The sequence below is a fragment of the Xanthomonas citri pv. citri genome, from assembly GCF_000961215.1.
Classification (GTDB): Bacteria; Pseudomonadota; Gammaproteobacteria; order Xanthomonadales; family Xanthomonadaceae; genus Xanthomonas; species Xanthomonas cissicola.
Map to the genome: position 1 here is coordinate 1,837,642 of NZ_CP008998.1, position 14,896 is coordinate 1,852,537.

Below are 14,896 nucleotides of genomic sequence, written 5' to 3' on the forward strand. Positions count from 1 at the left end.
CAATGGAGACCGGTATGCCCTGTCCGTCGCTGACGCTGGAACGCGTTGCGTATGTGCTGCCCGATGGCAGCCCGCTGTTTTCCGATCTGAACATCCATATCGACCAACGCGCTACCGGCCTGGTCGGGCGCAATGGCGTGGGCAAGAGCGTACTTGCGCGCCTGCTGGCCGGTGAGCTGCTCCCCAGTGCCGGGCGGTGCGTGCGCAGTGGCAGCGTGCACTACCTGCCGCAACGGGTGAGCGTGGCGACGGGGCAGCGCATTGCCGACCTGGCTGGTGTCGCGCCGCTGCTGGATGCGTTGGACCGCATTGCCGCTGGCAGTACTGCGCCGGCCGATTTCGAACGCGTTGGGGAGCGCTGGACGGCCCATGCGCAATTTGCTGCCGAACTGGAACGGCAAGGCCTGGGTGGACGCGATCCGCATGCACCGGCCGCGCAACTGAGCGGCGGCGAAGCGATGCGCGTGGCGCTTGCCGGTGCGTTTGTGAGCCAGCCGGATGTTCTGATTCTGGACGAGCCCAGCAATCACCTGGATGGTCCGCAACGCCAGCGGCTGATGGATCGATTGCTGGCCTGGAGCGGCGGCTTGCTGGTGATCAGCCACGACCGCGGCGTGCTCGAGGCGATGCAGCGCATCCTGGACTTGTCCGCGCACGGGCTGCGCAGCTACGGCGGAAATTACGGATTCTATGCGCAGCAGCGCGCCAGCGGGCAGCGGGTCGCCAGCGATCTGCTGGCCCAGCGCAAACATGCACGCGCACGCGGCGAGCAGGTGTTGCGCGCGCAACTGCAGCGTCAACAGCACCGCCAGGCACGCGGCGCGCGTGCTGCGGGGCAGGCCAATCAGGCCGCGATCCTGCTTGGCGGGCAGAAGCAGCGCAGCCAAGTCAGCGCAGGCCGACTGCAACAGCAACGTCAGGCCGAGCAGGCGCGGCTGAGCGAAGCGGTGGTGCAGGCTGCAGCGCAGGTGGAGGTCGATCCGGCGATCGCTGCGTTGGCGCCGACCTTGCCTGCCAACACGCCGCGGCGGCTGGCGACGCTGCGGCAGGTGGAAGTGGCGGACGCGCGGCTGGGCGGGCGACGCGTGGACCTGCTGCTGCAGGGGCGGTCGCGGATTGGTCTGGTTGGTCCGAACGGCAGCGGCAAGTCCGCCTTGCTCCAATTGCTGGCTGGGCGCCTGCAGCCAAGCGCAGGGCATTGCCAGGTGCACGTGCCGGTGGCGTATCTGGATCAGGACCTGGGGCTGCTGGACCCGGCGCGCTCGGCCGCTGCGCAACTGCAGGAGGCAAACCCGGGTGCGCCAGCCCACGTGCAGCGGCTGCGCCTGGCGCTGCTGGGGCTGGACCAGACGCGTGCCGACCTGCCCTGCGGCCAGCTCAGCGGCGGCCAGCGGCTCAAGGCTGCGCTGGCCTGCGCGCTGTACCGGGCGCAGCCGGCGCACCTGCTGTTGCTGGACGAGCCCACCAACCACCTGGATCTGGCCTCGGTGGAAGCGATCGAGGCGCTGCTGTACGACCACCAGGGGGCGCTGATCGTCGCCTCGCATGATGCGGCCTTCCTGCAACGGTTGGGCCTGCAGCAGCGCCTGGACACCGCGCAGGCGCAGTGGCGGTTGGCGCCGTGGTGAACCGTGCAGTGTGCGACGCTGGCGCCGGGCTGGTAATGCCGGTCGCGATGGCCGACCATTTGCGGCCCGTCCACGGCGGCCGCGGCATTGCCCACCAGGGAGCCGGCCCGCCGTCCTGCTTTCACGCTCGCCGCCGCGGCCAGCGTCTTTATCGATACCTGCCCACGTGAAATTCTTCGCATCCTGCGCCAAGGGCCTGGAATACCTGCTTGCCGACGAGCTGCTTGCGCTCGGTGCCAGCAGGGCCACTGCCACTATTTCCGGCGTCAACGTCGAAGGCGAACTGCGCGATGCGCAGCGCGCCGTGCTGTGGTCGCGCCTGGCCAGCCGCGTGCTGTGGCCGCTGACCGAGTTCGATTGCCCGGACGAAGACGCGCTGTACGCCGGCGTGGCCGAACTGCCATGGGACGCGCATCTGTCGGTGGGGCATACGCTGTCGGTGGACGCGCATGTGTCCGGGACCGCCATCACCCACGCCCGCTACGCGGCGCAGCGCATCAAGGACGCGGTGGTCGACACCATGCGCCGGCAGGGGCTGGAGCGCCCGTCGGTGGACGTGGAAAACCCGGACCTGCGCCTGAACCTGTCGCTGCGCAAGGGCCGCGCCACCATTTCGGTGGACCTGGGCGGCGGCCCGCTGCATCGTCGCGGCTGGCGCATGGCGCAGAACGAGGCGCCGTTGAAGGAAAATCTGGCCGCAGCGGTACTGATGCGCGGCGGCTGGCCGCGCGCCTATGCCGATGGCGGCGGTCTACTCGACCCGATGTGCGGCAGCGGCACGCTGCTGATCGAAGGCGCGCTGATGGCCGCCGACGTCGCGCCCGGTCTGCAGCGCTACGGCAGCGATGTGCCCAGCCGCTGGCGCGGTTTCGACCGCGACGGCTGGCAGCAGCTGGTCGGTGAGGCGCGCGAACGCGATAGGGTCGGCCGCGCTGCGCTCAAGCAGGTGATCCATGGCAGCGATATGGACCCGCACGCCATCCGCGCTGCGAAAGAGAATGCGCAAGTGGCCGGCGTGGCCGAGGCGATCTGGTTCGGCGTGCGCGAGGTCGGTGAATTGCAGACCCCGCCGCAGGCCACCGGCGTGGTGGTGTGCAACCCGCCCTACGACGAGCGCCTGGCCGCCGATGCGGCGCTGTATCGCCGCCTGGGCGACACCTTGCAGCGCGTCGCGCCGCAGTGGCGTGCCAGCCTGCTGTGCGGCAATGCCGAGCTGGCGTATGCCACCGGCCTGCGCGCGGGCAAGAAATACCAGCTGTTCAACGGTGCGATCGAATGCGCGTTGATCGTCTGCGACCCGATTGCAGTGCCGCGGCGTACCCCGCTGGCGGCACCAACCGCGCTCAGCGAGGGCGCGCAGATGGTGGCCAACCGGCTGCGCAAGAATCTGCAGAAATTCAAGAAGTGGCGCGCGCGCGAAGGCATCGAATGTTTCCGCGCCTACGACGCCGACCTGCCGGAATATTCCGCCGCCATCGACGTGTACCAGCAGGCCGATGGCGACCGGCGCATCTTCCTGCATGTGCAGGAATACGCAGCGCCGGCGACGATTCCCGAGGCCGATGTGCGTCGTCGCCTCAACGAATTGCTGGCCGCCGCACGCGAGGTCTTCGAGGTACCGGCCGAGCGCGTGGCGCTGAAGTCGCGCGAACGCGGCAAGGGCGGCAGCAAGTACGGCCGCTTCGAGCAACGCAACGAAATCGTCCACGTGCGCGAACACGGCGCGTTGCTGCGCGTGAACCTGTTCGATTATCTGGATACCGGGCTGTTCCTGGACCATCGCCCGCTGCGCGGCACCATGGCGCAGCAGTGCAGGGGGCGCCGTTTCCTCAACCTGTTCTGCTACACCGGTGTGGCCAGCGTGGAAGCGGCGGTGGCCGGTGCGGCCTCCACCACCAGCGTGGATCTGTCTGCAACGTACCTGCAGTGGTGCGCCGATAATCTTGCGTTGAACGGGCTGGCCGGGAGCAAGCACAAACTGGTGCAGGCCGATGCATTGGCCTGGCTGGAAGCCGAGCGTGCGCACTTCGATGTGATCTTCTGCGACCCACCGACCTTCTCCAATTCTGCGCGCGCGGAAGATTTCGATATCCAGCGCGAGCACGTGCGTCTGTTGCGCGCGGCCGTGGCACGGTTGGCGCCGGGGGGGGTGTTGTATTTCTCCAATAACTTCCGTCGCTTCAAGCTGGACGAGGAAGGGGTGGCGGAGTTCGCGCAGTGCGAAGAAATCAGCCCCCGCACCATCGACCCGGACTTCGAGCGGCATGCGCGCATCCATCGCGCCTGGCGGTTGACGGCCTGAGCTCGGGCCGGTTGCGTCCGATGGCGGGCCGGCATGGCCCGCAGGCGCCAGCAGACGCAGTTGCCAGGATGCCATGCGTGCAGGCGCGGGAGCGGTGCTTGCGACGACGCAACTGCTGCCGTGCATGAGGGGGAGGGTGGGACATGAGCGCAACGGACCCACAACAAGCCCAGCACGGGGCTGCGGTATGCTGATTCGCATGCTCTGGAGTCAACGATGACCGCACCACCTCGCATCGCTTTTCTTGCCAGCCCCGCCGAGCCGGCGGTGGCCGCGCGTGCGCGCCTTACGCAGCGCTATGGCGACCATGCGCTGGACAGCGCCGACATCGTCTGTGCGCTGGGCGGCGATGGGTTCATGCTGCAAACGCTGCACCGGCATGGCGCCTCCGACAAGCCGGTGTTCGGCATGAAGCTGGGCTCGGTCGGCTTTTTGATGAACCAGTACCGCGACAACGAGGACGACCTGCTCGAGCGCCTGCAGCGCGCCGAGCCGGCGTATCTGCGGCCGCTGGAAATGCAGGTGCAGACCGAATCCGGGGCCAGTGCTGGCTCGCTGGCCTACAACGAGGTCTCGCTGTTGCGGCAGACCCGGCAGGCCGCGCATCTCAGCATTGATCTCAACGGCCAGACCCGCATCGCCGAGCTGATCGGCGATGGCGTGATGGTGGCCACGCCGGCCGGCAGCACGGCGTACAACTATTCCGCGCACGGGCCGATCCTGCCGCTGGGCTCGCATACGTTGGCGCTGACGCCGATCGCACCGTATCGTCCGCGACGCTGGCGCGGCGCCATCCTCAAGGCAGATACCGAAGTGCGCTTTCGCGTGCTCGACCCGTACAAGCGCCCGGTCAGCGTCACCGCCGACTCGCACGAAATTCGCGACGTGGTCGAAGTGACCATCCGCGAATCCGCGCAGCGCCAGGTCACGTTGTTGTTCGATCCCGAACACAATCTCGAAGAGCGCATCTTCAGCGAGCAGTTTGCGGTATGAAAGGCGGGGATCTGGGATTCGAGATTCGGGATTGGCAACGGCAGCAGCGTGCCACGTCGTCTTTAGAATCGCGCGCACGCGCTACGATGCTGCGCGGATGGGCGATCAAATCCCGACCTCCAGTTCCCGCTTTAAACCAACCCCGAATCCCGAATCCCGAATCCCCGCCCCAATGACCGATAACTCCCCCAGGCTCCTGACCGTCGCGGTGACCTCGCGCGCCCTGTTCGATCTCGAAGAAGGCCATGCGCTGTTCGAGGCCGACGGAGTGGAGGCGTATTCGGCGTTCCAGCGCGAGCATGAGGACGACATCCTGCAACCTGGCGTTGCGTTCCCGGTGGTGCGCAAGCTGCTGGCGCTCAATCACGATGTGCCCGAGGACGCGCCGCGGGTGGAAGTCATCCTGCTGTCACGCAATTCCGCCGATACCGGTCTGCGCATCTTCAACTCGATCCAGCATTACAACCTGGGCATCGTGCGTGCCACCTTCACCTCGGGCGAGCCGACCTGGCCCTACGTCAAGCCATTCGGGACCGATCTGTTCCTGTCGGCCAATCCGGAATCGGTGCGCCGTGCGCTGAGCCATGGCATCGCGGCGGCGACCATCATGCCGCGCGCACTGGGCGAACGCGCCGAGGCCGCCGCGGCAATCGTGGACAACGACGAAAGCCGGCTGTCGACGCAGCTGCGGATCGCCTTCGATGGCGATGCGGTGATCTTCGGCGACGAGAGCGAACGTATCTCGCGCGAGCAGGGCGTGGAGGCCTTTGGGCGTCACGAGCGCGAACGCGCGCGCGAGCCGTTGTCGGTGGGGCCGTTCCGTAATTTCCTGTCGGCGCTGCATACCTTGCAGGCGGCCTTTCCGCCCGGCCAGGCCTCGCCGATCCGCACGGCGCTGGTCACCGCGCGCTCGGCACCGGCGCATGAGCGGGTGATCCGCACGTTGCGCGAGTGGGGTGTGCGTCTGGACGAGGCGCTGTTCCTTGGCGGGCGTCACAAGGGCCCGTTCCTTCAGGCGTTTGGTGCGGATATCTTCTTCGACGACTCGCAGCACAACATCGACAGTGCCCGCCAGCATCAGCATGTGGCTGCCGGCCATGTGCCGCACGGCGTGGCCAACGAAGGGTAAGGCGAAGGCGGCTACGTCGCTCAACCGGCATCATGACGCCGGCGACATCTCCAACTGGAGGTCCACCACCTTCCAGCGCAACCCCTGTGGTTCCAGCACCACCTTCAGTGGTGGTTCGCCGGGGGCGCGTTCGACGTCGATCACGAAGCGGTCCAGTGCCTCGAAGCGGTGTTTGGCGTTTTTCAGCGGTCGTGCTGGCTCGGTGGGGCCGAAGGGATCGCCGCCCTGCAGTTCATTGCGGCCGCGCTTCCACAGCACATGCCCCTGCAACAGTGCACCGATGCCGATCGGCGTCACCAGCGTATCCACTGCTGCACCACCGAGTTGGTTCCCCAGGCCATACAGCAACGTGCCCCACGGACTGGCGGCGAGGTCTGGACCGGCTTGCCGCACCAGATAATCGTTGAGCTGGGCGCGCAGGCTGCTGCGCACACGCGGGAAGTCGACATAACGTTCCAGTGCAGCGGTGTCGCGTTGCTCGATGGCCTTGGACAGGCCATGCATGGTCATGTAAGGCCCGCCGAACCACCACGCAGTGACGGTCAGCAGGAAAGCGATGAGGACGCCGATGGCTTTTTTCATGCCGCCCAGACTGCCGCAATCGCGGCCGCGACAGGTGAAGATCAGTGACTGGGGGAGCCGAGGCCATCGCCGACTGCAGCGCGTTGTAGTCCAGTAGCACCCCATCGAAGACGTCAGGATTGGCGATCATCCAGTGCAGGGTCGATGCCGAATGCGTATTGATGCCGGTGTGGCGGATCAGGCCGCGTTCGCGCAGGCGCTGCATAGCCAGCAGCAGGTCGTCGTTGATGTCGTGCTCGCTGGCGCCATGTGGCTGGCAGATGTCGAGATAGTCCAAGCCAAGATTGCGCAGCGATGCTTGGCAACTGGCCCTGATCGCTGCAACAGAGAAGTCACGCCGTTGCGCACCACTGGCACCGGCCTGGCCGGTCAACGTACCGCCCTTGCTGGACACGACAAGCGAATCCCGCGAACGCTGCGCCAGCAGGGGGCGCAGGATCCGTCGCAGGCGCGGTTGCGCACATGGAAGGCGGAGTAGTGGTGGCCGGTATCGAGCAGGTTCACGCCCTGCGCCAGCGCGTGCTCGACCACCCGTGCGGCGGCGCCTTCGTCGAAGCGCCGGTGGCCCCAAGAGCCGGAACATCCCTAACCGATCGGCGAGACCAATAGCCTGGTGCGGCCCAGCGTCCGGCGCTGCTGGCCTAGCGGTAGATCCTGTGTCATCAAAATTCCAGGTCCAAGGCCGCGCACAGGTAATCGACGAACGGCGCCAGGATCACCAGGTCCGCCTCGATGGTCTGGCGCAGTCGCGGCCCGGTCATGATGCTGTCGTCCAGGTGACGCAGATACGCCCAGTTGCGGTGCTTGAGATCGTCGATGAACTCGAAATCGTTGGGGAAGCCGCGCGGTGCCCGCACCAGTTTTTCGCTGTCGTCCAGGCTGAATTTGCGCAGCAATTTCGGGTTATGCGCAGCGGCCTTCCAGCTGCCGGGGTTGTCGAAAATGAACTGGCGCAGCTTGCGTTGCGTGTCCGGCTCCGGATGCCACAGGCCGGCGCCGACAAAACTTTCGCCGGGCTGCAGATGGAGATAGAACGATGGCGCCGGCATCTGGCGGCGGCGCTCATGGAACAGGCGCGCGCCTTGCCAGTTCTTGTACGGCGATTTGTCGTTGGAAAACCGCGCATCGCGATAGATGCGGAACAGCGAGCCGCCCTGGGTCCTGGGATCGGCGCGATAGTGTTCGCTGACCTGTGCCAGTGCAGGCTGCAGATCGGTGATCAGCTGCAGGAACGGCTGGCGCACATGCGCTTCATACTGATGCCGATGGTCGTTGAACCAGGTCTTGTCGTTGTGGCGGGCCAGGGCGCGCAGGAACTTGAAGCTGGCGTCGGAAAAGTAGGTGGTCATAGCGTGCGTTGGAGGTCCGAACCCCAGGCGGCGAGCTGGTCGAGTAGGGCTTGCTTGGTAGCATCGTCGGGGTGAGCACCCCGTAAATCCGCGATCTGCGCGTGGTATTGCTCCAGGGTGACTTCGCCCAGGCCGCGGTCTTGGAGCAGGCGCTGGCGGCGATACACGTTCCAGCGCTCCTGTTCCTCGAACGAGAGTGTCTGCGGCCAGTTGCGCGCGCGGTAGCGAAACAGCAGCTCGATCAGGCGCGGATCGCGAAAGCGCGCTTCCAGCGCGCCCAGTTCGTCCGGCGCGCTGGCGCGGACCTGCGCAAGCAGGCGTTTGTCGCCTTCGGCCAGAAAGCCATCGTAGAGCGAGGCGTCGGCATCGTTGACCGCCGCGGCCGCGGCGCGTTCGCTGCCGTAGACCTGGCGCACCTTCTCGGCAAGTTCAGGGCCCAATGCGCGCAACCGTGCCGCCTTGGCCACTACCGCGTCGTGATCCACACCCAGGCGCTCGAAATCCGCAGCGCGCAGATGCTGCCAGGCTACCAGCGCGGGCGACTTGTTCAGATGCACTTCCTTTAGCGGGATACGCTGTTCGCCTTCCGGCAAATCCGCGGCGCGGATATACAGGCGGTCTGCAATATCGTCGGGGCTGAGCCGCAACAGCACCTCCGGGTCGCCCTCCAGATCGAATACGATCACGCGGCTGTCGATGCGCGGGTGGCGCGTCAGCGGCAGTACCGCCGCAGCGCAAAGGCGCGAGGCGGGGTAACGCTGCGAAACATGCAGCACCGGTTGCATCGCAATGACATCCAGCAAGGCGGCTGCAAAGCGCTTGTCGCGCAGGCGCAGCGCGTAGTCCCACAACTTCGGCTGGTGCTGCTGGAATTTGCGCGCCATGCCGATGGTGGCGTACACGTCCGACAAGGCTTCGTGCGCATCGCCTTCGCGCACATCGTTGGCATCGGCCAGGTGCTCCAGCTTGAACGAGGTGGCGCCATCTTCGCGCTGTGGCCAGACGATGCCGTCCGGGCGCAGCGCGTGTACCAGTCGCAGCACATCCAGCAAATCCCAGCGGGAATTGCCGCCACGCCACTCGCGCTCGTACGGGTCGTAGAAATTGCGGAACAGGCCGCAGCGGATGAATTCGTCGTCGAAGCGGATCGAGTTGTAGCCCAGCGTGCAGGTCTGCGGTCGGCCCATCTGTTCGGCGATGCGTGCGAACGCCTCGGCCTCGGTGACGCCTTCGCGCAGCGCGTGCTGCGGGGTGATGCCGGTCACCATGGTGGCGTAGGGCGAGGGCAGCAGATCGTCGGCCGGCTGCACGAAAAAGCTGATGGGCTCTTCGATCACGCGCAGTTGCGCGTCGGTGCGCACTGCAGCGAACTGTGCAATGCGGGTGCGGCGTGGATCCTGGCCGAAGGTTTCCAGGTCGTAGAAGAGAAAGCTGTCAGGCATGCGGGTACGACATCCAGATGCGCGGCGCACGGCGTATGCGCTGCCGGGGTCGCCTAGTATCCCCCATCGCGGCAACGCCACGCGAAGAGCAGCTAACAAAACGACTGCGCAGCCGCCAGGCGGGTGCGGCCGGTGCTCGGAATCGGCATGTACCACTCGTACACTGCGGTTCTGAGCGCGCCGTCCGCGCCCACCTGACGGCTGCTCGCTACGTTTTGTCAGCCGCTCTAAGGCGTGGCCGTGCGGGAGGTGAGCCACGTCCACGGGCGAAGCGCTCGCGTAGCGGGCCGGGTGCGGCGTTGTCAGGCGCTAGCCACTACACATGGGGCGCTTGCAGGTGCTGGCAGCTGCAGCACCGCACCGAAGAGACATCCTTTCCGCACGCCAATCGCAAGCCTGCTCGTCACCGTCGCCGCTGCAAGCATCAATGCCGTCCTCCGCATCCTCCGCAGACGTCAGTGCGCGCCGTCCAGCGGCTCCAGGCGTGCGTGCACAACCGCTTCCAAGGCGGACCAGTCGATGCGCGACAGATCGCTGTGCCCGCGCGTGGCCTGCACCAGGATCTCGCGCTGGATCTCGCTGCGCGCCAGCGCAATCGAGTAGCGCGTGCGCAGGAACGTCACCATGGTGTAGTGCGGCACGAAGCGGGTGGGCCAGCGCGCCTGCAACTGCTGTTCGAGCTCGCGCTGCAGCAGGAAGTCGGGGTCGTCGACGCGGTCGCGCATTTCCAGGTAGTTCTCCAGCGCCATCTGCTGGATGGCGGCCGCATCGTCGCGACGCGCAGCCTCGAAGGCCGCGAACGCGCTTGCCAGGTCGTCGTGCGCGTCCAGTTGATCTGCCAGTGCCACGCAATCTTCGAATGCGCAATTCATGCCCTGGCCATGGAACGGCACCATCGCATGGGCGGCGTCGCCGATCAGCAATGCGCGGCCATCCAGATGCCAGCGATCCAGGGTCAGCGTGCCGAGCAGCCCGGGCGGATGCTCTTCCCAATGTTCCTTGAGTTGCGGAATCAGCGGCAATGCGTCCGGGAAATCGCGTGCGAACAAGGCGAATGCTTCATCGCCGGTACGCGTGGTGGCGAAGCTCGGCTCGCCGGCGTTGGGCAGGAACAGGGTGACGGTGAACGTCCCGCCATCGTTGGGCAGCGCGATACACATGTAGCGCCCGCGCGGCCAGATATGCAGCGCGTTGCCTTCGATCCGGAATCCGCCACCCGGCTGCGGCGGAATTTCCAGTTCCTTGTACGAGTGATCGAGGAATTCGGTGCGTTCGCCCAGCGGCGATTTGCGCTGCATCGCCGCGCGCAAGGCCGAGCCGGCGCCATCGCTGCCGATCAAACTCTGAAAGTGGATCTCGTGCGGCTGGTCGTCGCGGTCGTCGATGAAGCGCGCATAGCCGGCGTCGAAATCCACGGTATGCAGGCGGCGATAGAAGTGCACGCGCGCGCCGGCCTGTTCGGCCAGATCGAGCAGGGCGACATTCAGCGCGGCGCGATGGATCGACCAGATCACCTCGCTGTCGTCGCGCCCGTAGCGTTGCAGCTGCGGTTGCCCGACCAAGGGGTGCACCATGCGCCCACGCATCATCACCGCCTTGGCCATCACCGCATCTTCGGCGCCGGCCTGGCGCAGCGCATGCCGGCCGCGTTCGGCCAGCGCCAGATTAATCGAGCGGCCGGACTCGTAGCCCTTGATGCGCGGGTCGCCACGCCGTTCGTACACGGTGACCTGCCAGCCGCGACGCGACAGCAGGATGGCCAGCAGACAACCGGCCAGACCGGCGCCGATCAGGGTCAGGGAACGCTGAGAAACTGGGCTCAATGCAATGTCCGGAAGCAGCCGGACGCAGCGCCGGCGAAAAGGGGAAGACAGCGACTGGCAGCAACGCCGGGCGGGCTGGGAGTGTACGTGGGCGCGCGGCGATTCCGCGTGCCATACAGGTGCGCTGGAGGCACTGCAGTCAGACTGCCGCGCTCAAGCAGCCGCCCAGGCTTCCACCTGCTCCACGAAGGTATGCAGATCGCTGAAGCGGTTGTACAGCGGCACGGGCGCAATACGGATCACGTCCGGTTCGCGCCAGTCGCCAAGCACGCCGGCTGCGTGGAGGTGCTCGAACAGCGCGCGGCCCCGTGCGCGTCCGCCGGCCACCCGCAGCGAGAGCTGGCAACCGCGTCGCGCTGGTTCTACCGGCGTGACGATCTGCAGCACCTGCGGCACCCGCGCGTGGATCATCTGCTCCAGATGCCCGGTGAGCTGTTCGGACTTGGCGCGCAATGCAGCCATGCCGGCCTGGTCGAACAACGCCAGCGAGGCGCGCAGCGGTGCCAGCGCCAGCACCGGTGGATTGCTCAGCTGCCAGCCTTCGGCACCGGGCGAGGGCACGAACTGCGGGTCCATGCGGAAGCGGGTCTGCTGCTCATGTCCCCACCAGCCGGCCATGCGCGGCAGGTCGCTCGTCGCATGCCGCGCGTGCACGAAGCAACCGCCCACCGCGCCGGGACCGGCGTTGAGATATTTGTAGTGGCACCACACCGCGAAATCCACGCCGTCGTCGTGCAGGGTCAGCGGGAGATTGCCCACCGCATGCGCCAGATCTAAACCCACCGCCGCGCCCTGCGCGCGCGCCAGCCGCACGATTTCGGCTAGGTCGAAGGCCTGCCCGGTGCGGTACTGGATGCCCGGCCACAGCACCAACGCCAGGTGCGGACCATGCTGCGCAATGGCCTCGGCGATGGCCGACATCGACACGGTGCCGTTGGGTTCGTCGGCTTCCACTTCGATCAGATGCGTGGCCGGGTCCAGCCCGTGCAGGCGCAGCTGCGATTCCACCGCATGGCGGTCGGACGGAAATGCGCCAGCTTCGATCAGGATCGCGCCGCGCTCGGCAGTGGGACGATAGAAGCTCGCCATCATCAGATGCAGATTGACGCTGAGGGTGTTCATGGCCACCACTTCGCCGGGTTGCGCACCGACCACGCGCGCCAGCGCGTCGCCCACCAACTGGTGGTACGTCAGCCATTGGGTCGGGCCGGTGAAGTGGCCTTCCACCGCCAGCGCACCCCACTGGTCGAGCACCTCGTCCACCATCGCGCGGGCCGCGCGCGGCTGCAGGCCGAGCGAATTGCCGACGAAATAGGTCTGATCGTCATCGCCGTGCTGCGGGAACACGAAGGCATCGCGCAGGTTGCGCAGCGGGTCGGCGGCATCCAGTGCAGCAGCATGGGCGCGGGACAGCGGGTCGGTCATCGTCGGGCTCGCAACACGGATCAGGGCGGCAGTTTACCTGCCGGCATCGTGCACGCCGTCATGCACGGCCGGCGCGCCGGCCGAGGCCGGTCGGGCAGGGCGCAGCAGGTGGGTGAGCGTGCCGATGCTGTCGGTGACGCGGTCGATGGTGTCGGCCAGCGCGGCGGTGGCTGGGGAACTGTCGGGCAATGCGGCCAACGCATCGGAAAGCTGGCGCTCGGCGTTGCGCAAGGTAGCCGCGGCAGGGGTGCCGCCAGTGCGCAGGCCGTCGATCACCGCGGACAGCGCCTCATCGGCCTGCTGCGCAAAGCTGGGCAACGCGTCCAGCGTGGGTAGCGGATGGCCATCTCGCAGCACCGCTTCCAGCAACAGGCTGGCGCGGATCAGCCGGTTGCCATTGGCCAGCAGCGATTCGGCCAGCTTGAGCTCCTGCAGATTGCGACGGCTGCGCGGTTCGCCACGCAAACGCTCGATCGAGGCCTGGGCATTGGTGCGTGCAACACGCGCGGCGGCACGCGTATCGCTCAGGCCCTCCATCTGGCCGAGCAGCAAATGGCGCAGATGGTCGCGATATGCGCTGAGCAATTGCGCCAGCGAGGCGCGAATCTGCCGGCGTTCGCGGGTGGGCCACAATGCATAGGCGACCAGCGCCAGCGCGCTGCCGGCCACGGTCGCCTGCAGGCGCGCGCCGACCGCTTCGCCCGGTGCCACGCCTTCGAAGGACAGCAGCAGCACCAGCATGCCGGTCAAAAACGCCACGCCGATACCGTAGTTCACCTGCGTCAGCAACCGAAACCCAAGGCAAAACAGCGCCAGCAGGGCCATACGGATGCTGGCGCCGTCCATCGCCAGATGCGCGAGCAAGGTGGCCAGCAACAGGCCGACGAAGGTGCCGGCCACGCGCAACGCGCCAAAGCTGAAGGTGCCGCCGAAATCCGGTTTGAGCACGATGGCGGTGGTCATCGGAATCCAGAAGCCGTGCGGGATTTGCTGCCAGCGCTGGAAGGCGATGGCCAGCGCCAGACACACGCCGCAACGCAACGCGTGCCGGAAGGCGACCGACGACAGGTCAAGATTTGCGCGCAACGTGGCCCAGGTCGCGGCCGGGCGCAGCGCCGACGGCAGCCGCGCTTCGGCCAGTTGCGCCTGGATTTCGCCACGGCTGCTGGCCCAGTGCGCGTTGCGGATCAGCGCGCGTAGCTGGCCGCCCAGGCCCTGTGCGCGCGCGACGGCGACGCGCACCAGGCGGCGTTCGCGCGTATCGGCATTGTCGTGCTGAAACCGTGCCAATGCCCCGACCAGGTCGTCGAACCCGGTCATCGAGGCATTGGCTGCCTGCGGGTCTTCGCCCATGGTCATCGCGTGCGCGAGCTGTTCCAGCACGATGGCGCTGCGTTCGAGCACGCGTTCGATCGCCGGGCGCGCCTGCGAGTCGGTCAGGCGCGTCTCGGCATCGGCCAACGACAGCAGCTCCAGCCGCACGCGATCGCACAGCTCGGCGATGATGCGAAAGCTCTGCACCGCGATCGCGCGCGAGCGATGCTCGCCGTGCAGCATCACCATCGCGTCGAGCACTTCCTGCGTCGCCGGCGGCGCCGCACTGGCGTCCGGGCGCTGCCGCGCGCTGCCGGCCAGCTGGCGCATCAGCTCTGCCAATGCAAAGCGTTCCGGGCGATAACGCTGCAGCGGCCACGCCGCCAACGCCAGCATCACCTGCAGCAGGCCGCCAGCGAAGATCAGCGCCGCCACACCGGGTGCCTGCTGCACCGGCAGCCGCATGTCTGCGCTGACGACCAGCAGGATCATGCTGGTCAGGCCCACCCGCGCGGCCACCGGTCCGAGCGCCACCAGCAAGCCGCCGCCCAGGCCGAGCAACAGGCCGGCCACTACCAGCGCCGGCGTATTGTGCCCGACCCAGATGCCGAGCAAGGCAGCCAGGCCGGCCGCCAGGGCTGCCATCAACATGCGTTGCAGACGCGCACGATACGGCCCGGGCTGGTCGGAGAACATGGTATTGAGCGCGCCGCTGCACACTGCCAAACCGGCGGCAACCTGCCCGGTCGCCACCCCGATCGCCAGCGGCAGGACGACTGCAGCGGTGTTGCGCAGCGCGACGCGCAAGGGCACATCGCGTGGTTTGAGGTCGATCAGTGCGCGCAGCATGGTGCCGGTTTCGGAGCATGCGAGCGCCAGACCTGCTGCGCGCGATCGCGTGCGGTTAGG

General features: G+C 67.1%; 11 protein-coding genes, 1 other RNA gene and 1 pseudogene. 6 read left to right on the plus strand and 7 right to left on the minus strand.

The window, feature by feature from the left end; genetic code table 11:
• Positions 1 to 14 precede the first annotated feature (14 nt).
• The 5 genes from AMD14_RS08595 to AMD14_RS08610 all read left to right on the plus strand — a co-directional run bounded on the left by AMD14_RS08595 (position 15) and on the right by AMD14_RS08610 (position 6,052).
• Entirely contained in the window at positions 15 to 1,628 is a 1,614-nt protein-coding gene (locus AMD14_RS08595; RefSeq protein WP_015463046.1) for an ABC-F family ATP-binding cassette domain-containing protein, read from the plus strand.
• Positions 1,607 to 1,798 carry a hypothetical protein gene (locus tag AMD14_RS23110; protein WP_075149988.1) on the plus strand — a complete coding sequence of 64 codons (192 nt, stop codon included), beginning with the start codon at positions 1,607 to 1,609 and terminating at the stop codon, positions 1,796 to 1,798. The genes AMD14_RS08595 and AMD14_RS23110 overlap by 22 nt, the downstream gene beginning before the upstream one ends.
• Positions 1,795 to 3,930: a bifunctional 23S rRNA (guanine(2069)-N(7))-methyltransferase RlmK/23S rRNA (guanine(2445)-N(2))-methyltransferase RlmL gene (gene rlmKL, locus AMD14_RS08600; protein ID WP_011051020.1), complete on the plus strand. Its 2,136-nt coding sequence runs from the start codon at positions 1,795 to 1,797 to the stop codon at positions 3,928 to 3,930. The genes AMD14_RS23110 and rlmKL overlap by 4 nt, the downstream gene beginning before the upstream one ends.
• A gap of 216 nt (positions 3,931 to 4,146) precedes the next feature.
• Positions 4,147 to 4,923 carry an NAD kinase gene (locus AMD14_RS08605; protein ID WP_003485927.1) on the plus strand — a complete coding sequence of 259 codons (777 nt, stop codon included), beginning with the start codon at positions 4,147 to 4,149 and terminating at the stop codon, positions 4,921 to 4,923.
• 172 nt (positions 4,924 to 5,095) lie between these two features.
• Positions 5,096 to 6,052: a 5'-nucleotidase gene (locus tag AMD14_RS08610; RefSeq protein ID WP_005919764.1), complete on the plus strand. Its 957-nt coding sequence runs from the start codon at positions 5,096 to 5,098 to the stop codon at positions 6,050 to 6,052.
• 30 nt (positions 6,053 to 6,082) lie between these two features.
• On the opposite strand, the gene AMD14_RS08615 is transcribed toward AMD14_RS08610, so the two are convergent.
• The 4 genes and pseudogenes from AMD14_RS08615 to sbcB form a co-directional block, all read right to left on the minus strand.
• Positions 6,083 to 6,634 carry a DUF2939 domain-containing protein gene (locus tag AMD14_RS08615; protein ID WP_005913835.1) on the minus strand — a complete coding sequence of 184 codons (552 nt, stop codon included), beginning with the start codon at positions 6,632 to 6,634 and terminating at the stop codon, positions 6,083 to 6,085.
• Between the two features lie 73 nt (positions 6,635 to 6,707).
• A pseudogene (locus AMD14_RS23115) lies at positions 6,708 to 7,297 on the minus strand (aldo/keto reductase); the annotation flags it as partial.
• Entirely contained in the window at positions 7,297 to 7,983 is a 687-nt protein-coding gene (locus tag AMD14_RS08625) for a DUF2461 domain-containing protein (RefSeq protein ID WP_011051021.1), read from the minus strand. The pseudogene AMD14_RS23115 and the gene AMD14_RS08625, both read right to left, overlap by 1 nt.
• Positions 7,980 to 9,425, minus strand: coding sequence for an exodeoxyribonuclease I (gene sbcB / locus AMD14_RS08630; protein ID WP_011051022.1), 1,446 nt, complete (start codon positions 9,423 to 9,425; stop codon positions 7,980 to 7,982). The genes AMD14_RS08625 and sbcB overlap by 4 nt, the downstream gene beginning before the upstream one ends.
• Before the next feature lie 147 nt (positions 9,426 to 9,572).
• On the opposite strand from sbcB, the gene AMD14_RS23120 reads away from it, so the two are divergent.
• Positions 9,573 to 9,649, plus strand: a non-coding RNA gene (locus AMD14_RS23120) — sX9 sRNA.
• Between the two features lie 231 nt (positions 9,650 to 9,880).
• Here AMD14_RS23120 and AMD14_RS08635 read toward each other — a convergent pair.
• The 3 genes from AMD14_RS08635 to AMD14_RS08645 form a co-directional block, all read right to left on the minus strand.
• Positions 9,881 to 11,248: an FAD-dependent oxidoreductase gene (locus AMD14_RS08635; RefSeq protein WP_003485915.1), complete on the minus strand. Its 1,368-nt coding sequence runs from the start codon at positions 11,246 to 11,248 to the stop codon at positions 9,881 to 9,883.
• A gap of 153 nt (positions 11,249 to 11,401) precedes the next feature.
• Positions 11,402 to 12,673, minus strand: coding sequence for a kynureninase (gene kynU / locus AMD14_RS08640; protein ID WP_011051023.1), 1,272 nt, complete (start codon positions 12,671 to 12,673; stop codon positions 11,402 to 11,404).
• A gap of 33 nt (positions 12,674 to 12,706) precedes the next feature.
• The gene (locus tag AMD14_RS08645) at positions 12,707 to 14,836 is read right to left on the minus strand and encodes an FUSC family protein (protein ID WP_011051024.1); all 2,130 of its coding nucleotides are present in this window, start codon (positions 14,834 to 14,836) and stop codon (positions 12,707 to 12,709) included.
• Positions 14,837 to 14,896: the final 60 nt, after the last annotated feature.

Coding starts and splice junctions, on each gene's coding strand:
- AMD14_RS08595 (WP_015463046.1), top strand. CDS start 15: ATGCCCTGTCCGTCGCTGACGCTGGAACGCGTTGCGTATGTGCTGCCC.
- AMD14_RS08605 (WP_003485927.1), top strand. CDS start 4,147: ATGACCGCACCACCTCGCATCGCTTTTCTTGCCAGCCCCGCCGAGCCG.
- AMD14_RS08610 (WP_005919764.1), top strand. CDS start 5,096: ATGACCGATAACTCCCCCAGGCTCCTGACCGTCGCGGTGACCTCGCGC.
- AMD14_RS08615 (WP_005913835.1), bottom strand. CDS start 6,634: ATGAAAAAAGCCATCGGCGTCCTCATCGCTTTCCTGCTGACCGTCACT.
- AMD14_RS08625 (WP_011051021.1), bottom strand. CDS start 7,983: ATGACCACCTACTTTTCCGACGCCAGCTTCAAGTTCCTGCGCGCCCTG.
- sbcB (WP_011051022.1), bottom strand. CDS start 9,425: ATGCCTGACAGCTTTCTCTTCTACGACCTGGAAACCTTCGGCCAGGAT.
- kynU (WP_011051023.1), bottom strand. CDS start 12,673: ATGACCGACCCGCTGTCCCGCGCCCATGCTGCTGCACTGGATGCCGCC.
- AMD14_RS08645 (WP_011051024.1), bottom strand. CDS start 14,836: ATGCTGCGCGCACTGATCGACCTCAAACCACGCGATGTGCCCTTGCGC.